The organism is Nocardiopsis alba, from assembly GCF_000710955.1.
GTDB lineage: Bacteria > Actinomycetota > Actinomycetes > Streptosporangiales > Streptosporangiaceae > Nocardiopsis > Nocardiopsis alba.
Window position 1 is genome coordinate 81967 of sequence record NZ_BAZE01000014.1, and the last position, 23540, is coordinate 105506.

At 73.0% G+C, this 23540-nt stretch carries 10 protein-coding genes; 2 read left to right on the forward strand and 8 right to left on the reverse strand.

Annotation, left to right across the window (positions count from 1 at the left end):
• Positions 1-16: 16 nt before the first annotated feature.
• From TR33_RS22550 to TR33_RS22580, 7 genes are all read right to left on the reverse strand, one after another.
• A complete protein-coding gene (locus TR33_RS22550; RefSeq protein WP_042285325.1) occupies positions 17-3343 on the reverse strand; it encodes a non-ribosomal peptide synthetase in 3327 nt (1108 codons plus the stop codon).
• A complete protein-coding gene (locus tag TR33_RS22555; protein ID WP_042285326.1) occupies positions 3340-14253 on the reverse strand; it encodes a non-ribosomal peptide synthetase in 10914 nt (3637 codons plus the stop codon). Before TR33_RS22555 ends, TR33_RS22550 begins: the two co-directional genes overlap by 4 nt.
• A gap of 67 nt (positions 14254-14320) precedes the next feature.
• Positions 14321-15880, reverse strand: a complete 1560-nt coding sequence (locus TR33_RS22560; RefSeq protein WP_435825284.1) for a SidA/IucD/PvdA family monooxygenase — start codon at positions 15878-15880, stop codon at positions 14321-14323.
• A gap of 23 nt (positions 15881-15903) precedes the next feature.
• On the reverse strand, positions 15904-16569 hold the full coding sequence (locus tag TR33_RS22565) for an isochorismatase family protein (RefSeq protein WP_017536014.1): 666 nt from the start codon (positions 16567-16569) through the stop codon (positions 15904-15906).
• Positions 16570-16572: 3 nt separating this feature from the next.
• Positions 16573-18237 (reverse strand): (2,3-dihydroxybenzoyl)adenylate synthase, encoded by a 1665-nt coding sequence (locus TR33_RS22570; RefSeq protein WP_042285328.1) that lies wholly within the window; start codon positions 18235-18237, stop codon positions 16573-16575.
• Positions 18238-18240: 3 nt separating this feature from the next.
• Positions 18241-19404 carry an isochorismate synthase gene (locus TR33_RS22575; RefSeq protein WP_042285330.1) on the reverse strand — a complete coding sequence of 388 codons (1164 nt, stop codon included), beginning with the start codon at positions 19402-19404 and terminating at the stop codon, positions 18241-18243.
• A gap of 70 nt (positions 19405-19474) precedes the next feature.
• Positions 19475-20242, reverse strand: coding sequence for an SDR family oxidoreductase (locus TR33_RS22580; protein ID WP_084570314.1), 768 nt, complete (start codon positions 20240-20242; stop codon positions 19475-19477).
• Between the two features lie 450 nt (positions 20243-20692).
• Between TR33_RS22580 and TR33_RS22585 the strand changes: the two genes are divergently transcribed.
• A complete protein-coding gene (locus TR33_RS22585; protein ID WP_014909596.1) occupies positions 20693-21049 on the forward strand; it encodes a DUF3817 domain-containing protein in 357 nt (118 codons plus the stop codon).
• A gap of 272 nt (positions 21050-21321) precedes the next feature.
• Positions 21322-22125, forward strand: a complete 804-nt coding sequence (locus TR33_RS22590; protein WP_014912403.1) for a peptidoglycan recognition protein family protein — start codon at positions 21322-21324, stop codon at positions 22123-22125.
• A gap of 88 nt (positions 22126-22213) precedes the next feature.
• Here TR33_RS22590 and TR33_RS22595 read toward each other — a convergent pair whose 3' ends face one another.
• Positions 22214-23503 carry an MFS transporter gene (locus TR33_RS22595; protein WP_042285332.1) on the reverse strand — a complete coding sequence of 430 codons (1290 nt, stop codon included), beginning with the start codon at positions 23501-23503 and terminating at the stop codon, positions 22214-22216.
• Positions 23504-23540 lie beyond the last annotated feature (37 nt).

The window sequence follows — 23540 nt, forward strand, 5'->3', positions numbered from 1 at the left end:
CGCCCCTGGGGCGGGGTCATCCCTGCTCCCAGAGCCGCTGGAGGTCGTCCATCTCCCCGGCGTCCAGGAGCCCGGCGAACTCGTCGCCGGGTTCGGGGCCCGGTTCGGGCTCGGCCGGTTCGGAGACGGTGCCGGCGGCGTGCGCGGCGAGCCGTTCGGCGGTGCGATGGATGAACACGTCGCGGACGGTGAACTCCAGACCGCTTGCCCTGGCCCGGCCGACGAGCCGGATGGAGGTGACGCTGTCGCCGCCCAGGGCGAAGAAGTCGGCGTCGGCTCCGACGCTCTCGGGTTCCCTTCCCAGCAGGTCGGCGATGGCCGCGCACAGGAGACGTTCGGCGTCGGTGGCCGCGCCTCTGCCCCCGACCGGGAGGGGTTCGGGTTCGGAGAGGGCCCCGCGGTCGACCTTGCCGTTGACGCTCAACGGCATCCGGTCCAGGACGGTGAGGGTGGCGGGCACGGCGGCCGGCGGGAGCGCCGAGGCGAGTCGGCCCCTCAGGTCGTCGGTGTCCGGGCGCGTTCCCGGGACCGGGACCAGGTAGCCGGCGAGCGTCGCCGCGCCGGCGGCGTCGGTACGGACGGTGACGGCGGCCTCGGCCACCCCGGTCAGGGCCCGCAGTACCGCCTCGGTCTCGGCCGGTTCGATCCGTACCCCGTTGATCTTGACCTGGTCGTCCGAGCGGCCGAGGTGGACGAGGGAGCCGTCGTCCAGCCGTCGCACCAGGTCGCCGGTGCGATAGAGCCGGGAGCCGGGCGGGCCGTAGGGGTCGGCGACGAAGCGGGAGGCGGTCAGGTCGGGACGTCCGACGTAGCCGCGCGCCACCTGGACGCCGCCGAGGTAGAGCTCCCCCGGCGCTTCGGGGGGCACCGGGCGCAGGGAGTCGTCCAGGACGTGCGCGGTGGTGTTCCAGACCGGCCGGCCGATGGGCACCGTCCCCGACGGGTCGCCGAGGTCGAGGTCCGGCGCGCCCGGACCGGTGGCGCCGTGGGCGGTGACGTCGATGGCGGCCTCGGTCGGGCCGTAGAGGTTCTCCAGGCGCACGGAGGGCAGGGCCGCGCCGAGGTCCCGCGCCAGATCCAGGGTGAGGGCCTCCCCACTGGCGATGAGCAGCCGTAGATCGGGCAGACCGGTCGGCGCGGTGGCGAGTTCGTCGACGAACAGGCGCAGCACGGCCGGTACGAAGTGGCAGACCGTCACCCGTTCGCGGGCGAACAGGTCGATCAGTCGGGCGGGGTCGCGGTGGTCGTCGGGGCGGGCGACGACGATCGACGCCCCGGTGCTCAGCGGCCACAGGAACTCCCAGACCGACACGTCGAAGCCGACCGGGGTCTTGTGGGCGATCCGGTCCTCGGGGGTGAGCCGGTAGGCGCCCTGGGTCCACTCGATCCGGTTGGCGATGGCCCGGTGCGAGACCCCGACCCCCTTGGGGCGGCCGGTGGAACCGGAGGTGAACAGGACGTAGGCCAGGTGTTCGGGGTGGGGGGCGGCCCAGGGCAGAGGGTCGAGCGCGGCCGCGCGGGCCCGGGTGTCGGAGTCGTCCAGTTCGATCCGGACCACGGTGTCGGGCAGGTCGGCGAGCGCCCCACGCCGTTCGGAGGTGGTCAGGACCAGGGTCGCCCCGGCGCGCTCGGCCATGTCGGCCAGGCGGGCGGGCGGATGGTCCAGGTCCAGCGGCAGATAGGTGCCGCCGCAGCGCAGCGCCGCCACGATGGCGACGATCAGGTCGGCGCCTCGGGGCAGCGCGACGGCGACCACCGTCTCGGCGCCGGCGCCGTGTTCGGTGAGCAGTCGGGCCAGTCGTGCCGCCTCGGTGTGCAGTTCTCGGTAGGTGAGCGAGCGTTCGGCGGAGACGACCGCCGTCCGGTCGGGGTGGGCGCGTTCGGCCTCGGCGAGCGGGGCGAGGGCGTCGGTGTGCTCGGTGGTGTGCCGGGAGGTGTCGGGGCCGGGGAACGCGGCCCGCGCGCTCGGGGCGATCAGGTCGAGGGCGCGTACGGGGCGGTCCGGGTCGGCGAGGACCTGATCGAGCAGGTGGAGGACGAGGTCGAGGAGTCCGCGGGCGATCGTGGTCGGTACCGCCTCGTCCCGGTGGTCCAGGTACAGGAGGGCGTCGTCTCCCCCCTCCTCTCCCGGCGTCACCGTGAGCGTGACCGGATAGTGGGTGGCGTCGCGGACCCGGATCCGTCCGGCGCGCACACCCGCGTGGTCGCGTCCGGTGACGGCCTCGTCCAATGGGTAGTTCTCGACGACCAGGAGGGTGTCGAAGAGGGTGCCGTGTCCGGTGGCGCGCTGGATCTCGGCCAGGCCGGTCCACTGGTGGTCGAGCAGGTCGGCCCGGTCGAGGTGGACCCGGGTGAGCAGGTCGGAGAGCGACTCGGCCGGGTCGAGGGCGATCCGGACCGGGAGGGTGTTGGTGAACAGGCCGACGGTGTCCTGGGCTCCGGGGAGTTCGGAGCCGCGGCCGGAGACCGGTTGGCCGAAGACGACGTCGTGACGGCCGGTGTGGGTGGACAGGGCCAGCGCCCACACCGTCTGGAGGACGGTGTTGACGGTGACGCCCTTCTCGGCGGCCAGGGAGCGCAGCCTCCGATCGAGGTCCGCCCCCAACGGTGCCCGGATCCGGGTCGGGCGCGGGGGGACGGCGGCAGATCCCGGTTCCTCGGCCGGGTGGCCGTGGGCGGGGGCGATCAGGGTGGGTTCGGACAGCCCCTCCAGGGCGGTGGACCAGGCCCGACGTCCGGCCTCGTGGTCGCGTGAGCCGATCCAGGCCAGATGGTCCCGGTAACGGGGTGCTGATGGAAGAGCGTTACCGTCGCCGTCGGCCGCGTACAGTCCGAGCAGGTCGCGGGCCAGGATCGGCAACGACCAGCCGTCGAGCAGGACGTGGTGGGCGGTGATCACCAGCACGAGGCGTCCCGGGCCGGTGGTGAGGGCGTGGAAGCGCACCAGTGGCGGGGCGGCCAGGTCGAAACCGCGCCCGAACTCCTCCTCCGCCACCCCGTCCTCGGCCCGTGCGGGGTCCTCCTCCGTGCTCAGGTCGGTGTGCGTCCAGTCGAGTTCGGTGACGGCCGGGACGAACTGGACCGGCCGGTCGAGTTCCTCGTACAGGAACCCGGCCCGCAGGTTGGGGTGACGGGTCAGGAGCGCGGACGCCGCCGTGCGCAGCCGTTCCGGGTCGACCCGGCCCAGGAGTTCCATCCTGAGCTGGATCCCGTAGGCGTCCCCCGCTCCCCCGCTCAGGGCGTGGTGGAACAGCAGCCCCTCTTGGAGGGGGCCGAGCGGCAGGACGTCGGCGATCGCCCCCGGGGAGGGCGTGGTGGTGTCGGGGTCGGTGGGGCGGGTCATCGCCGCTTCCTCCACATCGATTCGATCTGGTCGAGCTGTCCGGGGGCGAGGGAGATCAGCGGTTCCTCGGCCGTCTCGGAGAGGGGCGTGGGCGCCTCGGGGGCCGCGGGCTCGGCGACGGCGGCCAGATCGGCGACCACCGGGTTACGGAAGACCTGCCGCCCGGTGACCACCCAGCCGGCCCGGCGGGCGCCGCCGACCAGGCGCAGGGTGAGGACGCTGTCGCCGCCCAGGGCGAAGAAGTCCTCGTCGGCGCCGACCTTGTCCAGCCCCAGGACCTCGGCGTAGACCTCGCAGAGCGCGCGTTCGGCTTCGGTGGCGGGGTCGCGTCCGGTGTCGCGGACCGTGGCGGTCTCGACGGTGGCCGGGTCGGGCAGGGCGTTGCGGTCGATCTTGCCGTTGGCGGTGAGCGGCAGGGCGTCCATGATCACGAAGGAGCTCGGCACCATGTAGCCGGGCAGACGGGTCGAGAGCTCGGCCCGCAGCGAGGAGACGTCCGCCTCTCCGCCGGCGGTCAGGTGGGCGACCAGGCGTGAGTGACCGTCGGCGTCCTCGCGGGCGGTGACCACGGCCTGGCCGACCCCGTCGACGGCGGCGAGCGCGGTCTCGATCTCGCCGAGCTCGATCCGGAAACCGCGTACCTTCACCTGGAAGTCGGCCCGGCCCAGGAAGTCCAGGGTTCCGTCGTGGTTCCATCGGGCCAGGTCTCCGGTGCGGTACATCCGCGCTCCGGGTTCGGCGGCGAACGGATCGGCCACGAACCGCTCCGCCGTCAGGTCGAAGCGGCCGAGGTAGCCCAGGCCCACACCGGCGCCGGCGATGTACAGGTCGCCGGGGACCCCGGGCGGGACCGGGCCGAGGTCGGCGTCGAGCACGTACACCCGGGTGTTGGCCATCGGACGGCCGATGGTGACCGGACGGTCCGCGTGGACCGGGGCGGCGGTGGACCAGATGGTGGTCTCGGTGGGCCCGTAGACGTTGACGACCTCCCGGGCCGCCTCGGTCAGGGTGTCGGCGAGCGCCGGCGGCAGGGCCTCGCCACCGACCAGGACCCGCAGGCCGGTCAGGGCTTCGGGGTCGGTCTCCGTCAGCATCCGCCACAGGGTGGGGGTGGCCTGCATGACGTCGATCCGGCCGTTCCGGAGGAGTTCGGCCAGGGCCGCCCCGTCGCGGACGGTGTCCCGGTCGGCCAGGACCACCGTGGCCCCGGACAGCAGCGGCAGGTACAGCTCCAGGGCGGAGATGTCGAAACCGACCGTGGTCACCGCGAGCCAACGGTCTCCCGACGCGAGGGGCACCCGGTGGGCCATGTCGGTGAGGAAGTTGGCCAGGTTGCGGTGGTCGATCAGCACCCCCTTGGGCCGTCCGGTCGACCCCGACGTGTACAGCACGTAGGCCGGGGCCGCCGGGTGGACGGCCGTCCCGGTGTCGTCCGCGCCGTCGTGGGGTACGGCCGCCGTCTCGGCCGGGACGGCGTCCAGGTCCAGGACCGGGGTGGTGACACCGGCGGGGGCCTCCACTCCCCCACCGGTGAGCAGAAGGACCGCTCCGGAGTCGTCCAGCATGTAGACGATCCGGTCGGCCGGGAACCCCGGATCCAACGGCAGGTACACACCGCCCACCCGCTGCACCGCGAGCAGGGCCGCGACCAGATCCACCGACCTCGGCAACGCCACCGCCACCACCCGCCCGGCGCGCACCCCACGGGCGCGCAACAGAGCGGCGATCCGATCGACCCGCGCGTGAAGGTCCGCGTAGGTGTGGGCGCCCTCGCCGTCCTCGACCGCCACCGCGTCGGGCTCGTCGGCGGCCCGATCGGCCACCGCGTCGCAGGGGCGCGGCGCGGTGATCGCGGTCGAGGTCCGGTTGAAGCCGTCCAACACCCGGGCGCGCTCCTCGGCGCCGAGCACGTCGAAGGCCCCCAGAGCTCGGTGCGGATCGGCCGCGACCTGCTCCAACAGGGCGACGAGTCGGGCCGCCAACCGATCGGCCGTGGCCGTCTCGAACAGGTCGGCGGAGTGGTTGAGCGCCACCCGCGTCCCACGCCTCGGATCCTCGATGTAGGCGAACTCCAGGTCGAAGCGGGCGGTGTCCAGCGGCGTCTCGACCAGGTGGGTGGTCGAACCGAACAGGGCGTCGACGCCCTCGGGCCTGCGCTGGTAGGACACCATCGTCTGGAACAGCGGGTGCCTGCTGACCGAGCGTTCCGGACGCAGCGCCTCGACCACCGTGTCGAAGGGGGCGTCGGCGTGGGCGAAGCCGGCCAGGTCCACCTCGCGCGTCCGGGCGAGGAGTTCGGCGAAGGTGGGCCGGCCGGACAGGTCCAGCCGCAGCACCAGGGTGTCGAGGAAGAAGCCGACCACGTCCTGGAGCCCCTCGTCCGCGCGATCGGCGACCGGGCTGCCCAACGGGATGTCCTCCCCCGCGCCCATCCGGTGCAGCAGGGTGGCCACGGCCGCCTGGACGACCATGAAGACCGTGACGCCGTGCTCGGTGGCGAGCGCGCGCAGGGACTCGTGCAGTTCGGGGGCGACCTCCACCTGAGAGAGTCCGCCGCTGTGCGAGGGGGTCGCCGGCCGGGGCCGATCGGTGGGCAGGGCGAGTTCGTCCGGGATCCCCTCCAGGTGCCGCCGCCAGTGGTCGAGGGCGCGGGAGAGCCGGCTGTCGGGGTCGGCGGCGTCGCCCAGGCGTTCGGCCCGGGCCGCCGCGTAGTCGGTGTAACGGAAGGGGAGGGGTGCCTGATCGGGCGCGACCCCTCGTGCCCTGGCCCGGTAGGCCAGGTCCAGGTCGGACAGCAGCGGACCGAAGGACCATTCGTCGGCGGCGATGTGGTGCAGGACGAGCAGCAGGACGCAGCCCTCTCCCACCCCGGGGCCGGTGAGCAGCCGGACCCGCAGAGGGGGGCGTGCGGCCAGGTCGAAGGGGAGGGCGGTGATCCGGGCCAGTTCCTCCTCGAAGGGACGGTCGACGTGCTCGGCGGCCACGTCGACGGCGTCGGCGGGCAGGAGGCGCGGCACGGGCGTGCCGGGGTCGTCCGGATCGACGTCGATCACCGTGCGCAGGACCTCGTGGCGCTCGGCCAGGTCGACGACGGCCGCGCGCAGCGCGTCGAGGTCCGGCCGATCGTGGACGCGCACCGCCAGGGGCACGTTATAGGCGCCGCCGGACTCGTGGACGCGGTCGATGAGCCAGAGCCGGTGTTGGGCGTGGGACAGGCGTCGGGGCTCGCCCTCCGGAAGTCGGACGATCGGGGCCCCGGCCCCGGAGGCCGTGTCGGTGACCCTTCGGGCCAGGGCCGCGGCGGTGGGCGCCTCGAACAGATCGCGCACCCCGACGTCGGCGCCGAGCAGCGAGCGGACGCGGGCGACCACCCGGGCGGCCAGGAGGGAGTGCCCGCCCAGGGCGAAGAAGTCCTCGTCGGGACCGACCCGGTCGCGGCCGAGCACCTCGGCGAGGACCCCGCAGAGGATCTCCTCGGCGGCTCCGGCCGGGGCGCGTCCGTGCCCGAAGACGTGGCCGGAGGCGGCGGGGTCGGGCAGGGCCTTGCGATCGACCTTGCCGTTGGCGGTGAGCGGGAGGGAGGAGAGGACGGCGATCGCGCCGGGCACCATGTAGTCGGGCAGGCGTTCGGCGAGGTGGGCGCGCAGGGCCACCGTGTCGAGGCTCGGGTCGGTGGGCCCGGCCGGGCCCGTGGGGACGACGTGGGCGACCAGGTGGGAGGAGCCGGAGGCGTCCTCGTGTGCGGTGACCACCGCTCGGGCGACGTCGGGTGACGCCTCCAGGGCGTTCTCGATCTCTCCGGGCTCGATCCGGAAACCGCGTACCTTCACCTGGAAGTCGGCCCGGCCCAGGAAGTCCAACGTGCCGTCCGTACGCCACCGGGCCAGGTCGCCGGTGCGGTACATCCGCGACCCGGGCCCGCCCGAGAAGGGATCGGCCACGAACCGCTCCGCCGTCAGGCCGAAGCGTCCGAGGTAGCCCAGGCCCACACCGGAGCCGGCGATGTACAGGTCGCCGACCACGCCCACGGGGGCGGGGCGCAGCGCGGCGTCGAGCACGTACACCCGGGTGTTGGCCATGGGTCGGCCGATGGTGACGGGGCCGTCGGTGTCCAAAGGTGTGGTGGTGGACCAGATGGTGGTCTCGGTGGGCCCGTAGACGTTGTGGGCTTCGATCGAGAGTTCGGCGAGCCGGGCGGCCAGGGGTTCGGGGACCGCCTCGCCGCCGACCAGGACCCGCAGCCCGGCGAGAGCGGACGGGTCGTGCTCGATCAGGGAGCGCCACAGCGACGGGGTGGCCTGCATGATCGTGGATCCCGAGCGGGTGATCAGTTCGGCGAGCGGCCGGGGGTCGCGGACGGTGTCCCGGTCGGCCAGGACCACCGTGGCCCCGGACAGCAGCGGCAGGTACAGCTCCAGGGCGGAGATGTCGAAGCCGACCGTGGTCACCGCGAGCCAACGGTCGCCGGCCTCCAAGGGGAGGCGCCGTCCCATGTCGGTGAGGAAGTTGGCCAGGTTGCGATGGTCGATCAGCACCCCCTTGGGCCGTCCGGTCGACCCCGACGTGTACAGCACGTAGGCGGGCGCGTCGGGGCGCGGAGTCTCGGCAGGGACGTAGGCGCCCTCGAACGTCCCGCCCTGGGAGGCGATCTCGTCCAGGTCCAGGACCGGGGTGGTGACACCGGCGGGGGCCTCCACTCCCCCACCGGTGAGCAACAGCACCGCCTCGGAGTCGTCCAGCATGTAGACGATCCGGTCGGCCGGGAACCCCGGATCCAACGGCAGGTAGACGGCGCCCACCCGCTGCACCGCGAGCAGGGCGGCCACCAGATCCACCGACCTCGGCAACGCCACCGCCACCACCTGTCCGGCGCGCACACCGCGGGCGTACAACAGAGCGGCGAGGTCGGAGGTCCAGGAGTCGAGTTCGGCGTAGTCGTGCTCGCCCTCGGCGTCGATCACGGCGATCGCGTCGGGGGTCCAGCCCGCCTGGTCGGCCACCGCGTCGCAGGGGCGCGGCGCGGTGATCGCGGTCGAGGTCCGGTTGAAGCCGTCCAACACCCGGGCGCGTTCGGCCGAGGTGAGGGTGTCGACCTCGGCGACACCGAGGCCGGGCCGCTCGACGATCCGGCCGAGGACGGTGCGCAGCCGTTCCAGGAGCGCGCCGGCCCGGCGGGCGTCCACGGCGTCGGGGCGGTGGCACAGCCTGAGGTCGAGGGTGCGGCCGGGCAGGACGTTGATCGAGATCGGATAGTGGGTGGCGTCCTCGACGCGGACGTCGGTGAGGCGGACGCCCGCGTAGTCGCGGTCGGCCAGCGCGTCGCGATCGGGGAAGTTCTCGAAGACCAGGAGCGTGTCGAAGAGCGTCCGATGACCGGACAGCTCCTGGGTCCGGGTCAGGCCGGTGTGGTGGTGTTCGGCCAGGGCCGCCTGCCGGCTCTGGAGTCCGGTGAGCAGGTCGGTCAGGGACAGGTCGGCGCGCGGGTGTACCCGGACGGGGATCGTGTTGATGAACAGGCCCAGGGCGTTCTCGGCTCCGGGCAGGTCGGTCGGGCGACCGGAGACGGTGGTGCCGAAGACGACGTCGTCGCGGCCGGTCTCCGAGCCCAGGACCAGCGCCCAGGCGGCCTGGACGACGGTGTTGGCGGTGACGCCCAGCGCGCGGGTCAGGCCGGTGAGCCGTTCGGTCTCGGCCGGGGTGAGCGAGGCGTACAGGATCCGCTGTTCCTCACCGCCGTGGGCCGAGGCGTCGGGGGCGACGAGGGTGGGTCCGTCCAGGTCGGCGAGCTCCTCGGCCCAGGCGCGGTCGGCGGCCTCGTAGTCGCGTTCGGCCAGGTGGGCGAGGTGGTCGCGGAAGCCGACGCGGGGTGCCGGGGTCTCCGGGTCGGCGTAGTGGGCGAACAGCTCCCGCAGGAACAGCGGGGTCGACCAGCCGTCGAGGAGGGTGTGGTGGTCGGTGACCACCAGGTGGTGCCGGTCGGAGCCCGCCTTGACCAGGGTGAAGCGCATCAGCGGCGGCCGGGACGGATCGAAGGGGGTGGCGATCTCCTCGGAGCGCAGCCGTTCCAGCGCGTTCTCGGGGTCGGTGGCCTCGGTCAGGTCGACCTCCCGCCAGAGGGGGTCGAGTTCGGCCGGGACGAACTGGACGAGTTCGCCGTCCTGGAGGTGGAAGCCGGCGCGCAGGTTCGGGTGCCGTTCCATGAGCAGGGCGGCGGCGCGGCGCAGGCGTCCGGGGTCCAGGTCGCCGTCGATCCGGGTGGTGGACTGCGCCGTGTAGGCGTCGTGTCCCGGACCGTGGAGGCTGTGGAAAACCAGACCGGCCTGGAGTTCGGTGGCGGGCCACAGGTCGGACAGCCGTGCCCGGGGATCGCCGTGGGTGTCGACCCAGGCGCGTTCGACCTGTTCGATGCGGGTCCGGTCGATCGATAGGAGCGGCACGTCGGAGGGGGTGAGCGTGTGCGGCCCGGGGTCGGCTGCGGCCTCGGCGAGGGCGGTCAGGGCGGCGGTGAGGTCGTCGGCGAGGCCGCGTACGTCCTCGAAGGTGTGGACGCCGGGCGCCCAGCGCAGGGTCAGGTGCAGGCGGGCGCCCTCGGGACCCTCCTGGGCGACGGCGCCGATCTCCAGGCCGTGGGTGAGCGGACGGTCGGGGTCCTCGCCGAGCATGACCCGGGTGGAGACGGGAGCGGACTCCCAGGGCTGTGCGGCGGGGGCACCGAAGCGGCCCAGGTAGTTGAAGAGGACGTCGGGTCGGGCCCGGTCGGCCAGGCGGGGCGCGGTCTCGGGGTTCAGGTGCCGCAGCAGGCCGTGGCCGAGGCCGTGCCCCGGGGTGGCGCGCAGGGTCTCCTTGACCCTCTTGAGGGTGCCGGCCGGATCGCCGTCGGGGGTCAGGGCCACCGGGTGGGAGGTGGTGAGCCAGCCGACGGTGCGGGACAGGTCGGTGGGCGCGGTGAGCAGGTCGCGCCGTCCATGCCCTTCCAGTTCGACCAGCAGTCGGCGGCCGACCGCGAGGGTCAGACCGGCGAGCAGGACCTCTTCGGGCCCGACCCGATAGACCGGGCCGATGCCGGTGAGCACCCGATGGGTGAGGTCGGGGTCGAGTTCCACGTCGAGGGAGCGCCGGGTGGCGACCCGGTCGACGTCGGGGTCCAGGTCGCGGGCGCCCAGGCGGCGGTGCCGGGCGGGGTCGGTCTGGTCGAGCCAGTGGTCGAGTTCGGCGAGCCGTTCGGGCCGGCGGGCCTCCTCGTGGAGCAGTCGGGTCCAACGGCGCAGCGAGGTGCCCGCCCCGGCGAGCCGGACGGGACGGCCGGCGCTGAGAGCGGCGACGGCCTCGGCCAGGTCGGGGCCGATCACCCGCCAGGACACCCCGTCGACGGCCAGGTGGTGGACCTGGACGAGCAGTCGTCCCATCCGGTCGGGTCCGGCGTCGAACCAGACGGCGGTCAACGGGTGCCCCTCGGAGAGGTCGATCCGGGTGTGGGCCTCGGCGGCCTGGGTGACGATCTCCTCGGTCACCTGGTCCTCGGACCGGTCGGCGACGTCCACCCGGGTGAGCGGACGGTGCTCGCGGGTGTCCTTGGCGGGCAGGACCTCCATCGCCTCGTCGCGGACCCTCAGGCGCAGGGCGCCGTGATGGGCGATGACGGCGCGCAAGGCCTCGGCGAGGATCTCCTCGGTCAGCCCGGCCGGGGTCCACAGCACCTGGGACTGGGTGAAGCGGGTGCCGGGGCCGCCCTGGGCGAGATGTTCGATGGTCACGGCGGTGGGCTCCACCGGACCGACCGGGTCGTCGGCGATCCGAGGCGCGAGGGGCGAGGTCGTGGCGCGGGCGGCCAGGCCCGCGGCGGTCGGCGCCTCGAACACGTCGCGCACGGTCAGGCCCAGTCCGGCCGCGCGGGCGCGGTTGACGACCTGGATGGCGAGGATGCTGTCGCCGCCCAGGCGGAAGAAGTCGTCGTGGGGGCCGGTGTCGGTGCCCAGGGTCTCGCGCAGCACGCCGAGCAGGGTGTGTTCGGCGGGGGTGGCGGGTTCGGCGGGGTCGCCGGTCGGGGCGGAGGGTTCGGGCAGGGCGGTGCGGTCGACCTTGCCACTGGAGTTGAGGGGCAGCCGGTCCAGGACCATCGCCCGGGAGGGGACCATGTGGTCGGGCAGGCGTTCGGCCAGGTGGGCGAGTAGTTCCTCTTCGAGGTCGCGGCCGGTTCGCTCCCCCTCGGTCGCCACCACGTAGGCGATCAGACGCGCGGTGCCGTTCGCGCTCTCGCGGACCACCGTGGCGCACTGCGCGACCCGGGGGTGGGCGGCGGCGACCGCGTCCACCTCGGCGGGTTCGACCCGGTATCCGCGCACCTGGACCTGGCCGTCGACCCGCCCCAGGTAGGCGACGGTGCCGTCCTCGCGGACGAGGGCGCGGTCGCCGGTGCGGTACATGCGGGTGCCGGGAGGGCCGTAGGGGTCGGCGAGGAAGCGTTCGGCGGTCAGGTCGGGACGGCCGACGTAGCCGCGGGCGAGCAGCTCGCCCGCCAGGTACAGGTCTCCGGGGACCCCGCGCGGTACGGGCCGCAGGGCCGCGTCCAGCAGGTGGGCGCGTACCCCGGCGACCGGTCGGCCGATCGCGGTGTCGGGGGTGTCGGCGACGTCGCAGACCAGGGCGTCGACGGTGTTCTCGGTGGGGCCGTAGAAGTTGAGGGCCCGCGTACCGGGCAGGGCGCGCAGCCGGTCCCACAGTCCCTGCGGGCAGGCCTCGCCGCCGAAGGTGAGCAGGGCGGGGGCCCGGTGGAGTTCGCCGGAGTCCAGCAGCCCCCGCAGGTAGCTCGGGGTCAGGTCCAGGTGCTCGATCCGGTGTTCGTCGACGTAGGCGCCGAGCCGGGCGTGGTCCAGAAGGACCTCGGTGTCGATCAGGTGGAGTTCGTGGCCGTGGACCAGGCCGAGGAGGCTGTCCCAGGAGGCGTCGAAGGTGAAGGAGCCGGTGTGGCCGACCCTCGCGCCCTCGGGCAGATGACGGTACAGGTGGTCCCGCTGGGTATCGGCCAGGGCTGACAGGGAGCGGTGTTCGACCACCACGCCCTTGGGCAGCCCGGTGGAGCCCGAGGTGTGGATGACGTAGGCGGCCGATCGGGGGTCGGGCGCCGGAAGCCGGCCGGTGCGCTGTTCGGCGAGCGCCTCGCGGACCTCGTCGGTGTCGAGTTCGAGGAGCCGCGCCTCGGCGTCCTCGGGGAGCCGGTGCGAGGTGGTGGAGTCCGCCAGGACCAGGGCGGGCCGGGCACTGTCCAGTACCCGGGCGATCCGGTCGACGGGGTGGTCGGGGTCCACGGGTGCGTAGGCGGCTCCGGCGCGCAGAACCGCGAAGAGGGCGATCACCAGGTCGACGGAGCGGGGCAGCGCCAGGGCGACGGTGTCGCCGGGGCCGATCCCGGAGTCGCGCAGCAGGTGGGCCAGGCGGTCGATCCGGTCGACGAGGTCGGCCCGGGTGAGTCGGAGATCCCCATGGACCAGGGCGGTGGCGTCGGGGGCGAGGTCGGCGGAGCGGAACAGGGTCTCGGTGACCGGGGCCCGCTCGCCCGGGGCCGGCGGCGTGGCCGGAAGGAGGTCGGTCGGGGCGACGGTGTCCAGCGCGGCCAGGAGGGTGGCGCCGTTCGCGCCGGCGAACCCCGCGAGGAAGTCGGCGAACCCGGCCAGGAGGGCGCGGGCCCCGGCCTCGTCGTAGCGGGCGTCGTTGGCGTTGGCCTCCAGGACCAGACCGCCCGCGGCCGGACGGTAGACGGACACGGCGATGTCGTCGACCGGCCCCTCGGACAGGTTGGTGGTGGCGGCGGCCGCCCCGTCGAAGGTGAGCGTGTAGTCGAAGAGCTTGACGTTGATCTCGGGTCCGTACAGGCCGAAGCGGTCGCCGACGGCGGCCAGGTCGCGGCGGAGCCGTTCGGACCGGTAGCGCCCGTGGGCGCGCAGGTCGCGCTGGGCGGCGGCGGTGCGCTCGACGACCTCGGCGACGGTGAGCGTCGAGTCCACGCGCAGGCGCAGCGGCAGCACGTTGACGACCATGGCGGGGGTGCGCAGCCCCACCGTTCCCACCCGACCCATCGTCGGGGAGCCGAGCAGTAGGTCGTCGGCCCCGGTGAGACGATGGGTGTAGGCGGCGAAGGCCCCCACGAGGGCGTCGGCCCAGGTCGCGCCGTGGGCGGCGGACAGCGAGTCCAGCGCCTCGGCGACGTCGGCTCCCACGGAGAGGCGCGCCCTCAGGAACGAGGCGTGCGGCGCGGGCGGAGCCGAGGACCACAGGGCCGGTTCGGGCCGGTCGGCCATCAGATCGACCCAGTGGGCCCGGTCCCGCTCGTGACGCTCGGAGGCCTCGTACCGCTCCTCGTCGGCCACGAGGTCGGCGAGCCTTCCGAAACGGGAGGCCGGGACCTCCTCCCCCCGCCCCAGCCGGGTGTAGAGGTCGGCGACGCGTCGGGCCATCATCGTGATGGCGTAGGCGTCCACCGCCAGGTGGTGGTAGCGCTGGACCCAGAACCAGCGCGCGTCCCCCACTCGCAGCAGCGCGAACCGGTGGAGCGGCCCGACCTCGGGGTCGACCGGCCGTTCCCGGTCGGCGCGCATCCACTCCAGGGCCCGCTCGCGCGCCGCCTCCTCCCCGTCGTCCTCGCGCAGGTCGAGGACGGCCGGGTCACGAGGGGGCCCGGACCCGATCACCTGCGCGGGCCGGTCCCCATCGACCACCACCCGCGCGCGCAGGGCGTCGCTCTCCTCGACCAGCGTCCGCAGCGCCTCGACGAAGCGGTCCACGTCCAGGTCGGTGGGGATGTCGGTGTACTGGCCGACGTTGAACACCGGGCTGTCCGGTGCCGTCCGCTGTGCGTACCAGACACCGGCCTGGGCGCCGGTCAGGCCCACGGGGGCATCGTGAAGGTCGGCCATGGGTCGGGCTCCTCGGAAGGGTACGGGGGTCGGGGCCGGTGGGGCGGGGTGAGAGGGGGCGGCCGGGTCAGCCGTTGAGCAGGTCGACCCAGGCGTGGACGGTGGGGTTCTCCGACAGGTCCGCGAAGTCGACCTCGGCCCCGTCCACGCGCCACCGCTCCATCAGGCTCATCACGCGGACCGAGTCCATGCCCCGGTCGAACAGGTTCTCGGCCGGGTCGACGCTCTCGACGGGCTCGGCGAGGGCACGGGCGGCGTCGGCGCGGACCCGTTCGACGGTGAATACGGGATCGGTGTCGTGGGACATGGGTCGTGCCCTCTCTTCGGTGGGGGCTCCGGCGCGCGCGGCGACGGAGTCGATGATCTCCGCGACCCGGGTCGCGATGTTGGACAGCAGCGACGCCGACACCCCGTGGGTGTGCTCGGTGCCGCCCTGGAGGTAGAGGCCGCAGGTGAGGGTGTCGTCGGTGGCCACGCGGTAGTCGCGTTCCACCACGGGCAGCCCCTCGGGGTCGGTGAGCACGGAGTCGACCAGGTCGCCCAGCAGCGGTCGCGGGTCGGCCGGGTGGTAGCCGGTGGCGAAGACGACGTAGTGGGCCGGGACCGGGGTCTGCTTACCGGTGACCAGGTCCTCGACGACCACCGCGACGCCCCGCGGGCTCTCGGTCAGTCCGGCGACGCGCGAGGTGTTGTGCAGGTGCAGGCGCTCTTCTCCGTGCACCTTCTCCTCGTAGTGACGGCGGTAGAGCTCGCCGATCAGGTCCGGGTCGACCACCGAGTAGTTGGTGTTGCCGTGATAGCCGGTGAGGCGACGTTTGACGTCGGCGGGGGCGGCGTGGAAGGCGTCCACGGCCTCGGGGTCGAAGATCCGGTTGGCGAAGGGGCTGTCGTCGGAGGGGCTGTAGCCGTAGCGGGACAGGACCGCGTGGATCCGCGCCTCGGGGAACCGCCGGTGGAGGTGGTCGGTGACCTCGGCGGCGCTCTGACCGGCCCCCACGACCACGAAGGACCGCGGGTCGGCCTGCGGCCCCAGCGCCTCCAACCGGGTGAGCAGGTACTCGTTGTGCCACACGCGGGCGGACTCCTCCACCCCCTCGGGCATACGCGGACGCAGACCGGGACCGAAGACGACGTTGCGGGCGCGCAGCACGGTGGTGGCGCCGTCCTGATCGCGGGCGACCACGTCCAGGTGGGTGACGCGCTCACCCGAGTACACGGGGCGGACCTCGGTGACCTCGTGGCCGTAACGGACCTGGTCGGCGACACGGTCGGCGCACCAGGACAGGTAGTCGTGGAACTCCCGCCGCAGGGGGAAGAGCGTCTTGTGGTTGATGAAGTCGTGCAGCCGGCCCGCCTGGTGCAGGAACGACAGGAAGCCGAAGTCGCTGGCGGGGTTGCGGGTGGTGACCAGGTCCTTGAGGAAGGACACCTGCATGGTGGCGCCGTCGATGAGCATGCCGCGATGCCAGCCGAAGGACTCCTGGCGTTCCAGGAACACCCCGCTCAGGGCGGGCTCGACGCCCTGATCACGGCGTTCGGCCAAGGCGATGGCCAGGCCCAGGTTGGAGGGGCCGAAACCCACCCCGACCAGGTCGTGGACGGTGGTCGGGTCTGCGTCGGGTGCCACGGTGGTCCCTTCGTGGAGGTCGGTCACGGGCGGGCTCCGGTCGAGTCCGCGCCCTGGTCCAGGAAGTCCAGGGCGTCCCGGGTGGACAGCACGGTCGCGCAGCGTCCGGCGGCGTAGCTCAGGGCGGAGCGGTGGTGGTCGGCGCTGAAGTCGGCCAGGGCGTCGGCGATCAGGAACGGGCGGATGTCGCGCATGAACGCGTCGGCGGCTGTGAGCTGGCAGCCGATGTGGGCGTAGACGCCGGTCACCACGATCTGGTCGCGTCCCTGGGCGGCCATGCGTTCGGCCAGGTCGGTCTGGGCGAAGGCGCTGTAACGCCATTTGGTGAGCAGGAGGTCCTCACCGTCGGGGGCCAGTTCGGGGACGATGTCGGTGTGCTCGGCGACGGCCTTCATGCCCGCGCCCCAGAAGTCGCGTTCCAGACCCCGCTGTTCGGAGGTCATGTCGCCGGGCTTGGCCGTGTAGACGACCGGGACCCCGGCGGCCCGGCAGGCCGAACGCAGGGCCGCGATATTGGCCACGGCCCCGGCGATGGGCTGGCTGCCCTCGGCGTAGGGGCGGACGAAGTAGCGCTGCATGTCGTGGACGAGCAGGAGCGCGCGTTCCGGTTCCAGGGGCCAGTGCGCCCGGTTCTCGGGCAGCTCCTCGGAGGTGGGCAGTGGGTAGGGGGCGATCGTGGGCAGGGACATCGATCAGTGGTCCGTTCCGGAGGTGGTGCCTGCCGCGCGCAGGTCGCGCTTGGAGGTCTTGCCGACGGCCGTGGCCGGGAAGGCGTCCACGAAGCTGACGCGGTCGGGGATCTTGTAGGCGGCCAGGCCCCGCTCGCGCAGGAAGGCGAGCAGTTCGCTCCGTGTGGGCGCCTCGCCCCGGGCGATGACGTAGGCGTGGGTGCGTTCGCCCAGGTAGGGGTCGGGGAGGGCGACGAGGGAGGCGTCGTGGACCGCCGGGTGGGCCAGGAGGTGGTTCTCGATCTCCTCGGCGCCGATCTTCTCCCCGCCCCGGTTGATCTGGTCCTTGGCGCGTCCGGCGACGACGAGGGCGCCGGAGGGGTGGCGGCGCACGATGTCGCCGGTGCGGTAGAAGCCGTCGTCGGTGAAGGCGACGGCGTTGTGCTCGGGCGCCCGGTAGTAGCCCCGGATCGTGTAGGGCCCCCGGGTCAGCAGATGGCCGGGTTCGCCGTCGGGGACCGGGTGGTCCCGGTCGTCGACGATGAGGATCTCGTCGTGGTCGCTGATCGGGCGGCCCTGGGTACCGGTGACGACCTCGTCCGGGTCGCCGTCCCTGGTGTAGTTGACCAGCCCCTCGGCCATCCCGAAGACCTGTTGGAGGGCGCAGCCCAGCACCGGGGCGACCCGGCGGGCCGCCTCCGGTGGGAAGGTGGCGCCGCCGACCTGGAGGACGCGCAGGTCGGACAGGTCGCGTTCGCCCTGGGAGCCGTGTTCGACCGCGTCCATCCACAGCATGGCCACGGGCGGGACGACCGCCGTGTGCGTGACGTGCTCGCGTTCGATCAGGGGCAGACAGGTCGCCGGGGAGGGGTCGGGCGCGGTGACCACGGTGCCGCCCGCGTGCAGCACGCCGAGGAACCCGGGTGAGCTCATCGGGAAGTTGTGGACGACCGGCAACGCGGTCAGGTAGACGGTGTCGGTGTCCAGGCCGCAGATGTCGGCGCTGGCCCGCACCGAGTACAGATAGTCGTCGTGGGTCCGGGGGATGAGCTTGGGCAGCCCGGTGGTACCGCCGGAGAGCTGGAAGAAGGCGACCGATCCGGGGTCGGGTTCGGCGAGGATCGCGGTGTCGGGTTCGGCGCGCAGCGCCTCCAGGGAGGTGAACCCCTCCTCGTCACCGGCCTCGCCCGCCACGACGACGTGTTCCAGCGAGGGGACCTCCGCGCGGACCCGCGCCGCCATGGGTCGGCAGTCGAAGGCGCCCTGGAGGTCGGTGGTGATCAGGGCGACGGCCTCGGCGGTGCCCGCCAGGTGCAGCAGTTCGCTGCGGCGATGGGCGGGCAGCGCGTAGACGGGCAGCGCGCCCAGCCTGAACAGCGCGAACACCACCTCGAACAGGGACGCGACGTTGGGCAGGTGCACCACGACCCGCTCCCCCGCGCGCACGCCCAGGCGGGACAGACCGGCGGCCAGGGCGTCGGCGCGCCGGTCCAGTTCGGCGTAGGTCCAGCGCAGGTCGCCGTCCACGACGGCGGTCCGCTCACCGAAACGGGCGGCGCGGTCCCTCAGGAAGGCGGGGAAGGTCTCGCCGGTCCAGAGACCGGCGGCCCGATAGGCGTCGGCGTACTCGCGGGGCCAGGGGGTCCAGTCGGCGGGGTCGACGGCGCGGGGGCCGGGGCGGTCGTTCATGGTTCAGGCGGCTCCGTCCACACCGAGGGCCAACAGGAGGGTGCGCAGCTTGGCCGAGGTCTCGGCCAGCTCCGCGTCGGGATCGGACTCGGGCATGACGCCGCCGCCCGCGTACAGATCGAGGGTGTCGCCCTCCACGTCGGCGCAGCGGATGGTGACCACCCACTCGCCGTCGCCGGAGGCATCGGTGTGGCCGACCGCGCCGGTGTAGAAACCGCGGTCGAAGGGCTCCAGGTCGACGATGGTGTCGAACGCCCGGCCCCGAGGGGTCCCGCACACCGCGGGGGTGGGGTGCAGGGCCATCGCCGGCACGTGAGCGGGCAGATCGGGGTCGATGGCCTCGCCGGTCACCCGGGTGGACAGATGCCACATGGTGGCGGTCTTGATCAGCTCGGGCTCGTCGGGGACCGCGAGCTTACGGCAGTAGGGGCGCAGGCCCTCGGCGACCGCCTCCACCACCACGGCGTGCTCGTGCCGATCCTTGGTCGAGGTGAGCAGGTCGACCGCGCGCTTCTGGTCCTTGGTCGGATCGGCGCTGCGCGGCGCGGACCCGGCCAGCGGGTTGGACAGGACCCGTCGTCCGCGTTTGGAGACCAGGAGCTCGGGGCTGGCCCCGATCAGGGTCCGGGGGCCGGGGCCGCGTGCGGGCAGGTCGGTGGCGAACACGAAGGCGGAAGGGTCGCGCCACAACAGGTTGGCCAGAACGGTGGCGACGTCGACCTCTCGATCGCCGTGGACGCGCAGGGTGCGGGCGAGAACCACCTTGCCCAGGTCGGCGTCCTCGGCCATGAGCTTGACGGCGCGTTCGACCGCGGCCACGTGCGCCTCCGGTTCCGGGACCGGGGTGATCCGCCACTCCCCGGACAGAGGGCTCCAGCGCCGCTCGGCCGGGGCGGTGTTCGCGGCCGGCGGCGACCAACGCACGGTCTCGGGGACCACCAGATGGGCGGGGCGGGCGACGTCGAAGGGGATGGCGCCCACGGCGACGGCGCCCTCGCCCGCCTCGGCCAGGACCGAGGTCAGGTCCTCGGCCCGGTCCAGGGTGGTCAGGGTCCCCGTTCCGTGCAGGGCGTGGGAGCCGGTGGAGAAGAACGCGTCCCCCGGCCGGTAGGCCGTCAGGAGCTCGCCCGCCGAGGCCGCGGGGGCGGCGGTGCGCTGTTCGGGCATGGGTGTGGCCTTTCTCGTGATCAGGCGCGCGGAACGGCCGGGGTGGGGCCGTGCGAGGGAGGGGCGGGGTTCAGCGGAGCGTGGCGCCGCCGTCCACGTAGAGCTCGTGCATGGTGATGTGGCGCGCGGCGTCGGAGAGCAGGAAGCGCACCGCCTCGGCCACGTCCTCGGGGCTGCCGATCCGGCCCAGGGGGATGCCGACCTTGAACCGTCCGAGGTCGCCGTGGACCAGGGCGTCGGGGTCGGGGGTCATGGCCCGGAGCATGGGGGTATCGGTCGATCCGGGCGAGACGACGTTGCAGCGCACGCCCAGCGGTGCCAGTTCCAGGCCGAGGGATTTGGTCAGGGCCACGGCGGCGGCCTTGGAGGCGGCGTAGGCGGCCATGCCGGAGCGGGGGATCCCGGCCGCGTTGGAGGCGACGGTGACCAGGGCGCCGTGTCCGCGCGGCCCCATGCGTCGGGCGACGGCCCGGCCGACGGCGAAGACCCCGGTGGCGTTGACCGCCATGACGCGGTGCCAGTCGCGTTCGTCGCAGTCGGCGACGGGGCCGGTGACCAGGGTTCCGGCGGCGTTGACGGCGAGGGTCACCGGGCCGAGGTCGGCCTCGATCTCATCGAAGAGTCCCTCGACGCGGGTCGTGTCGGTGACGTCGGCGATGAACGCACCCGCCCGGTGTCCCCGTTCCCGCAGGAGGCACAGGGTCCGGTCGAGCCCGTCGGCGTCGACGTCGACGGCCGCGACCCGGGCCCCGTGCCCGGCCAGGTCGAGGGCCACGGCCCGGCCCACACCACCGGCCGCTCCGGTGACCATGGCGACGGCACCGTCGATCCCGTTCACGTTCGTTGTCCCCTTCCGGACCCGCTGACCTGCAAGAAGTTAGGTAAAGCTAGCCTCAATTAGGTAATCCTTACCTAAGAAGTTCGCGGCAAGTCTCGGCCGGAAGCCGGCGCCGTGTCAACCGGAGAGCGAGTGAGACCTGGGTCACTCGATTTCACCCACACCCCCGGGGAGCGACCCGACCGAAAGCCGCGAAACGACCGCGTTCGCGCAGGTCGAAGCGGGCACGCGAGGAGCCTAGGAGACCCCACCGGAACAGGCCTCCGCCACCGAGGCGCACTTTCCAAACCCACCAAAGGTGAGGCGGTTGTCACGTCCGGTCACCTTCACGCCCGGAACGTCGATCGCGCCCACCCCGAAAAGGGACGACCGAAAGGGTGACCTAACCTGTTGGAGCCCCGAGAGGATCTTTCGAGGGCACCCCTTGCAGCGACGACCCGAGGAACCGCGTTGAGCCTGAACTCCCTGACCGCCCCGGCCTTCCGTGTGGTGGCCGTCTTCGAGGCCTTCACCTGGGCCGGACTCCTGGTCGGCATGTACTTCAAGTACCTCGGCAACGGCAGCGAACTGGGCGTGCAGATCTTCGGCCCGCTGCACGGCGGCGCGTTCATGGTCTACGTCGCGGTCACCCTGTTCGCCGCCGTCCGCCTGCGCTGGGGCGTGTGGCCGACCCTGGTCGCCCTGGCCGCGTCGATCCCGCCCCTGGGCACCCTTCCGGCCGACTGGTGGCTGCACCGGACCGGCCGACTCGCCCCCGGAGCGAACACGAAGAACGACCGGGACCGCAGCCCCGAACCGGTGTCCTGAGTACCTTCGGAAACCCTCTTTCGAACGGGTCGCACTCCTTTGTGCGACCCGTTTCCTTATGCCCGAGAACCCATCCGCCACATGAATCCCAAGGGCAACGAAAAGGGCGGAGAGTACCTGACTCGAGGGCGCCCTGAAAGGGGGGTAAATCGTTTTCGTCCTGACCGGTAACGAACAAAGAAAACTTTCGCTCGACCCTTTGCGTACGCGGACCGAGCCATGTTCAGTGGGGAACCGTAAACCGCCCGAACAACCCGAAAGGGACACCCCACATGGAGCAGAACCAGGGCCCCGACCGTCGCACCCTCCTGAGAGGAGCGGCCGTCGCCTCCGGCGCGGCCGTGATCGGCGCCTCCGCCGCCTCCCCCGCCGGCGCCTCCCCCACGACCTCGGCCGCCGAACCCCCGATGTCCTTCCGCGCCGACTGGAACGCCCGGCCCCCGTCGAGCCCCGTCCAGATCCTTCAGACCCCGCCGACCCACGTCGTGGTCCACCACACCGCGACCGCCAACAGCACCGACCACTCGCTCGACCACGCGCTGGCGCTGTCACGCTCCATCCAGAACTTCCACATGGACACCAACGGGTGGATCGACGTCGGCCAGCAGTTCACCATCAGCCGGGGCGGTCACCTCGTCGAGGGCCGCGACCGCGCCGTTCCCGCCGTACGCGAGGGTGTCCACTGCGTCGGCACGCACGTGGCGAACAACAACAACACGTGCGTGGGCATCGAGAACGAGGGCACCTATATGGAGGAGGGGCCCACCCAGGAGTTGGTCGACCGCCTGGTCGAGACCCTCGCCTGGCTGTGCGGCTCCTACGGACTCGACCCCCAGACCGCCATCCTGGGGCACCGCGACTTCAACGCCACCGCCTGCCCGGGCGACGTGCTGTACGCGATGCTGCCGGATCTGCGTAACGCGGTGAGCTCCCTGATGCTCGCCCAGGGGATGGAGATCGGCACGCGCACGGTGTCGGCCGAGGACCGGCCCACCTACCCCGAGGTCCCCGAGAACGAGCCCGAGGGCGAGTTCCTGCACGGCCCGGCGCGCGGCCCCGACGATTTCAGCCGCTGACCCGTTGAGGACGGTTCCCCGCTCATCGTCCTCCTACCGGTGACCATCGAGGCGGTGTCCCTTTCACCGAAAGGGACACCGCCTCCCCCTACGGAGTTCGCTCCGAAGGTGGCGGCCCGACCTCGTCACCCGCCTCGGGCACCGCCAGACGCATCGCGCACAACGACACGAAGAGCACCGCCGCCACCGCGAACCCGACCCGCAGATCGCCGGTGGACTCGCCCAGGACACCCGCCGTCAGACCGCCCAGCGCGGTACCGCCCATCATGATCAACCGATTGCCCGCCGAGACCCGGGACAGGTGACCGTCCGGTGTGCGGCGTTGCAGGGCGGTGATCGTCATGACCCCGAAGACCGCGGCGGCGGCCGCGCCCACCACCAGACCGGCGGAGATCGCCCAGACCCGGGTGGTCAGGGCCAGGACGACGCTGTCCACCGCCATGAGCAGGCACGAGAGCGTGAGGAGCCGCAACTCCCCCATCCTCGCGGCGAGCCGGCCCGCGTACGAGGCCCCGACGATACCGCCGACGCCCAACGAGGCCATGAGGAGACCGAACCCCCAGGTGTCCAGCCCCACCGGTCCGGGGGCGACCAGATACAGGGCCAGGACGGAGAAGGTGAGGCTCCCGGCGAAGTTCGCCCCCGCGCCCCAGAGGGCGAGGACGGCGATACGGCGCTCGCGGAACAGCAGGGCCGGGCCCCGCAGGATCTCACCCCACAGCGAGACACGCCGCTCCGCCGCCTCCGAGGGGGCCGGTCCCGGTTCGTAGCGCACACGCCAGAGCAGGATCGCCGACAACGCGTGGCAGACGGTCGATACCAGCAACGGCGCGGCCTTGGAGAACGCGAACAGGGTTCCGCCCGCCGCAGGCCCCACCAGATCGTCTCCCGCCATCGAGGCGGCGTGCCGACGGCCGTGCGCCCGGGAGAGCTCTCGCCGAGGCACCAGCCCGGGGACCATGGCCGGGGTGGAGGTGTCGAAGAAGGCCTCGCCGACCCCGAGGAGGAAGGCCGCGGCGAACAGCGCTCCCACGGTGAGGTGGTCGGTGAGCAGGAGAAGGCCGACACCTCCCAGGAGGACCGTTCGTGTCAGGGCCGCGCCCAGAGCGAGCACGCGCCGGTTCAGACGATCTCCGAGCGCTCCGGCGGGCAGCCCCACCAGGAGCCAGGCCAGGGTGCCGGTGACCGCGACCCCCGAGACCAGGATCGGGGACCGGGTCAGCTCGACCGCCACCAGCGGGAGCGCCACCCGGACCAGCCCGTCCGCCAGGTTCGCGCTCGCCGAGGCACCCCACAGCAGGGAGAAGTCACGGCCCAGAGGGGCGGCCCGCCGCCCGGAGTCGGACGGGGGCGAGGAAGTGGAGGACACCGCGCTCATATTCACATCGGGGAAGGGGGACCGGGTCGCCATCGGT

Bases quoted from the DNA above. Each gene is read 5' to 3' on its own strand.
- TR33_RS22570 (WP_042285328.1), bottom strand. From the start codon at position 18,237: ATGAACGACCGCCCCGGCCCCCGCGCCGTCGACCCCGCCGACTGGACC.
- TR33_RS22565 (WP_017536014.1), bottom strand. From the start codon at position 16,569: ATGTCCCTGCCCACGATCGCCCCCTACCCACTGCCCACCTCCGAGGAG.
- TR33_RS22590 (WP_014912403.1), top strand. From the start codon at position 21,322: ATGGAGCAGAACCAGGGCCCCGACCGTCGCACCCTCCTGAGAGGAGCG.
- TR33_RS22575 (WP_042285330.1), bottom strand. From the start codon at position 19,404: ATGCCCGAACAGCGCACCGCCGCCCCCGCGGCCTCGGCGGGCGAGCTC.
- TR33_RS22550 (WP_042285325.1), bottom strand. From the start codon at position 3,343: ATGACCCGCCCCACCGACCCCGACACCACCACGCCCTCCCCGGGGGCG.
- TR33_RS22555 (WP_042285326.1), bottom strand. From the start codon at position 14,253: ATGGCCGACCTTCACGATGCCCCCGTGGGCCTGACCGGCGCCCAGGCC.
- TR33_RS22595 (WP_042285332.1), bottom strand. From the start codon at position 23,503: ATGAGCGCGGTGTCCTCCACTTCCTCGCCCCCGTCCGACTCCGGGCGG.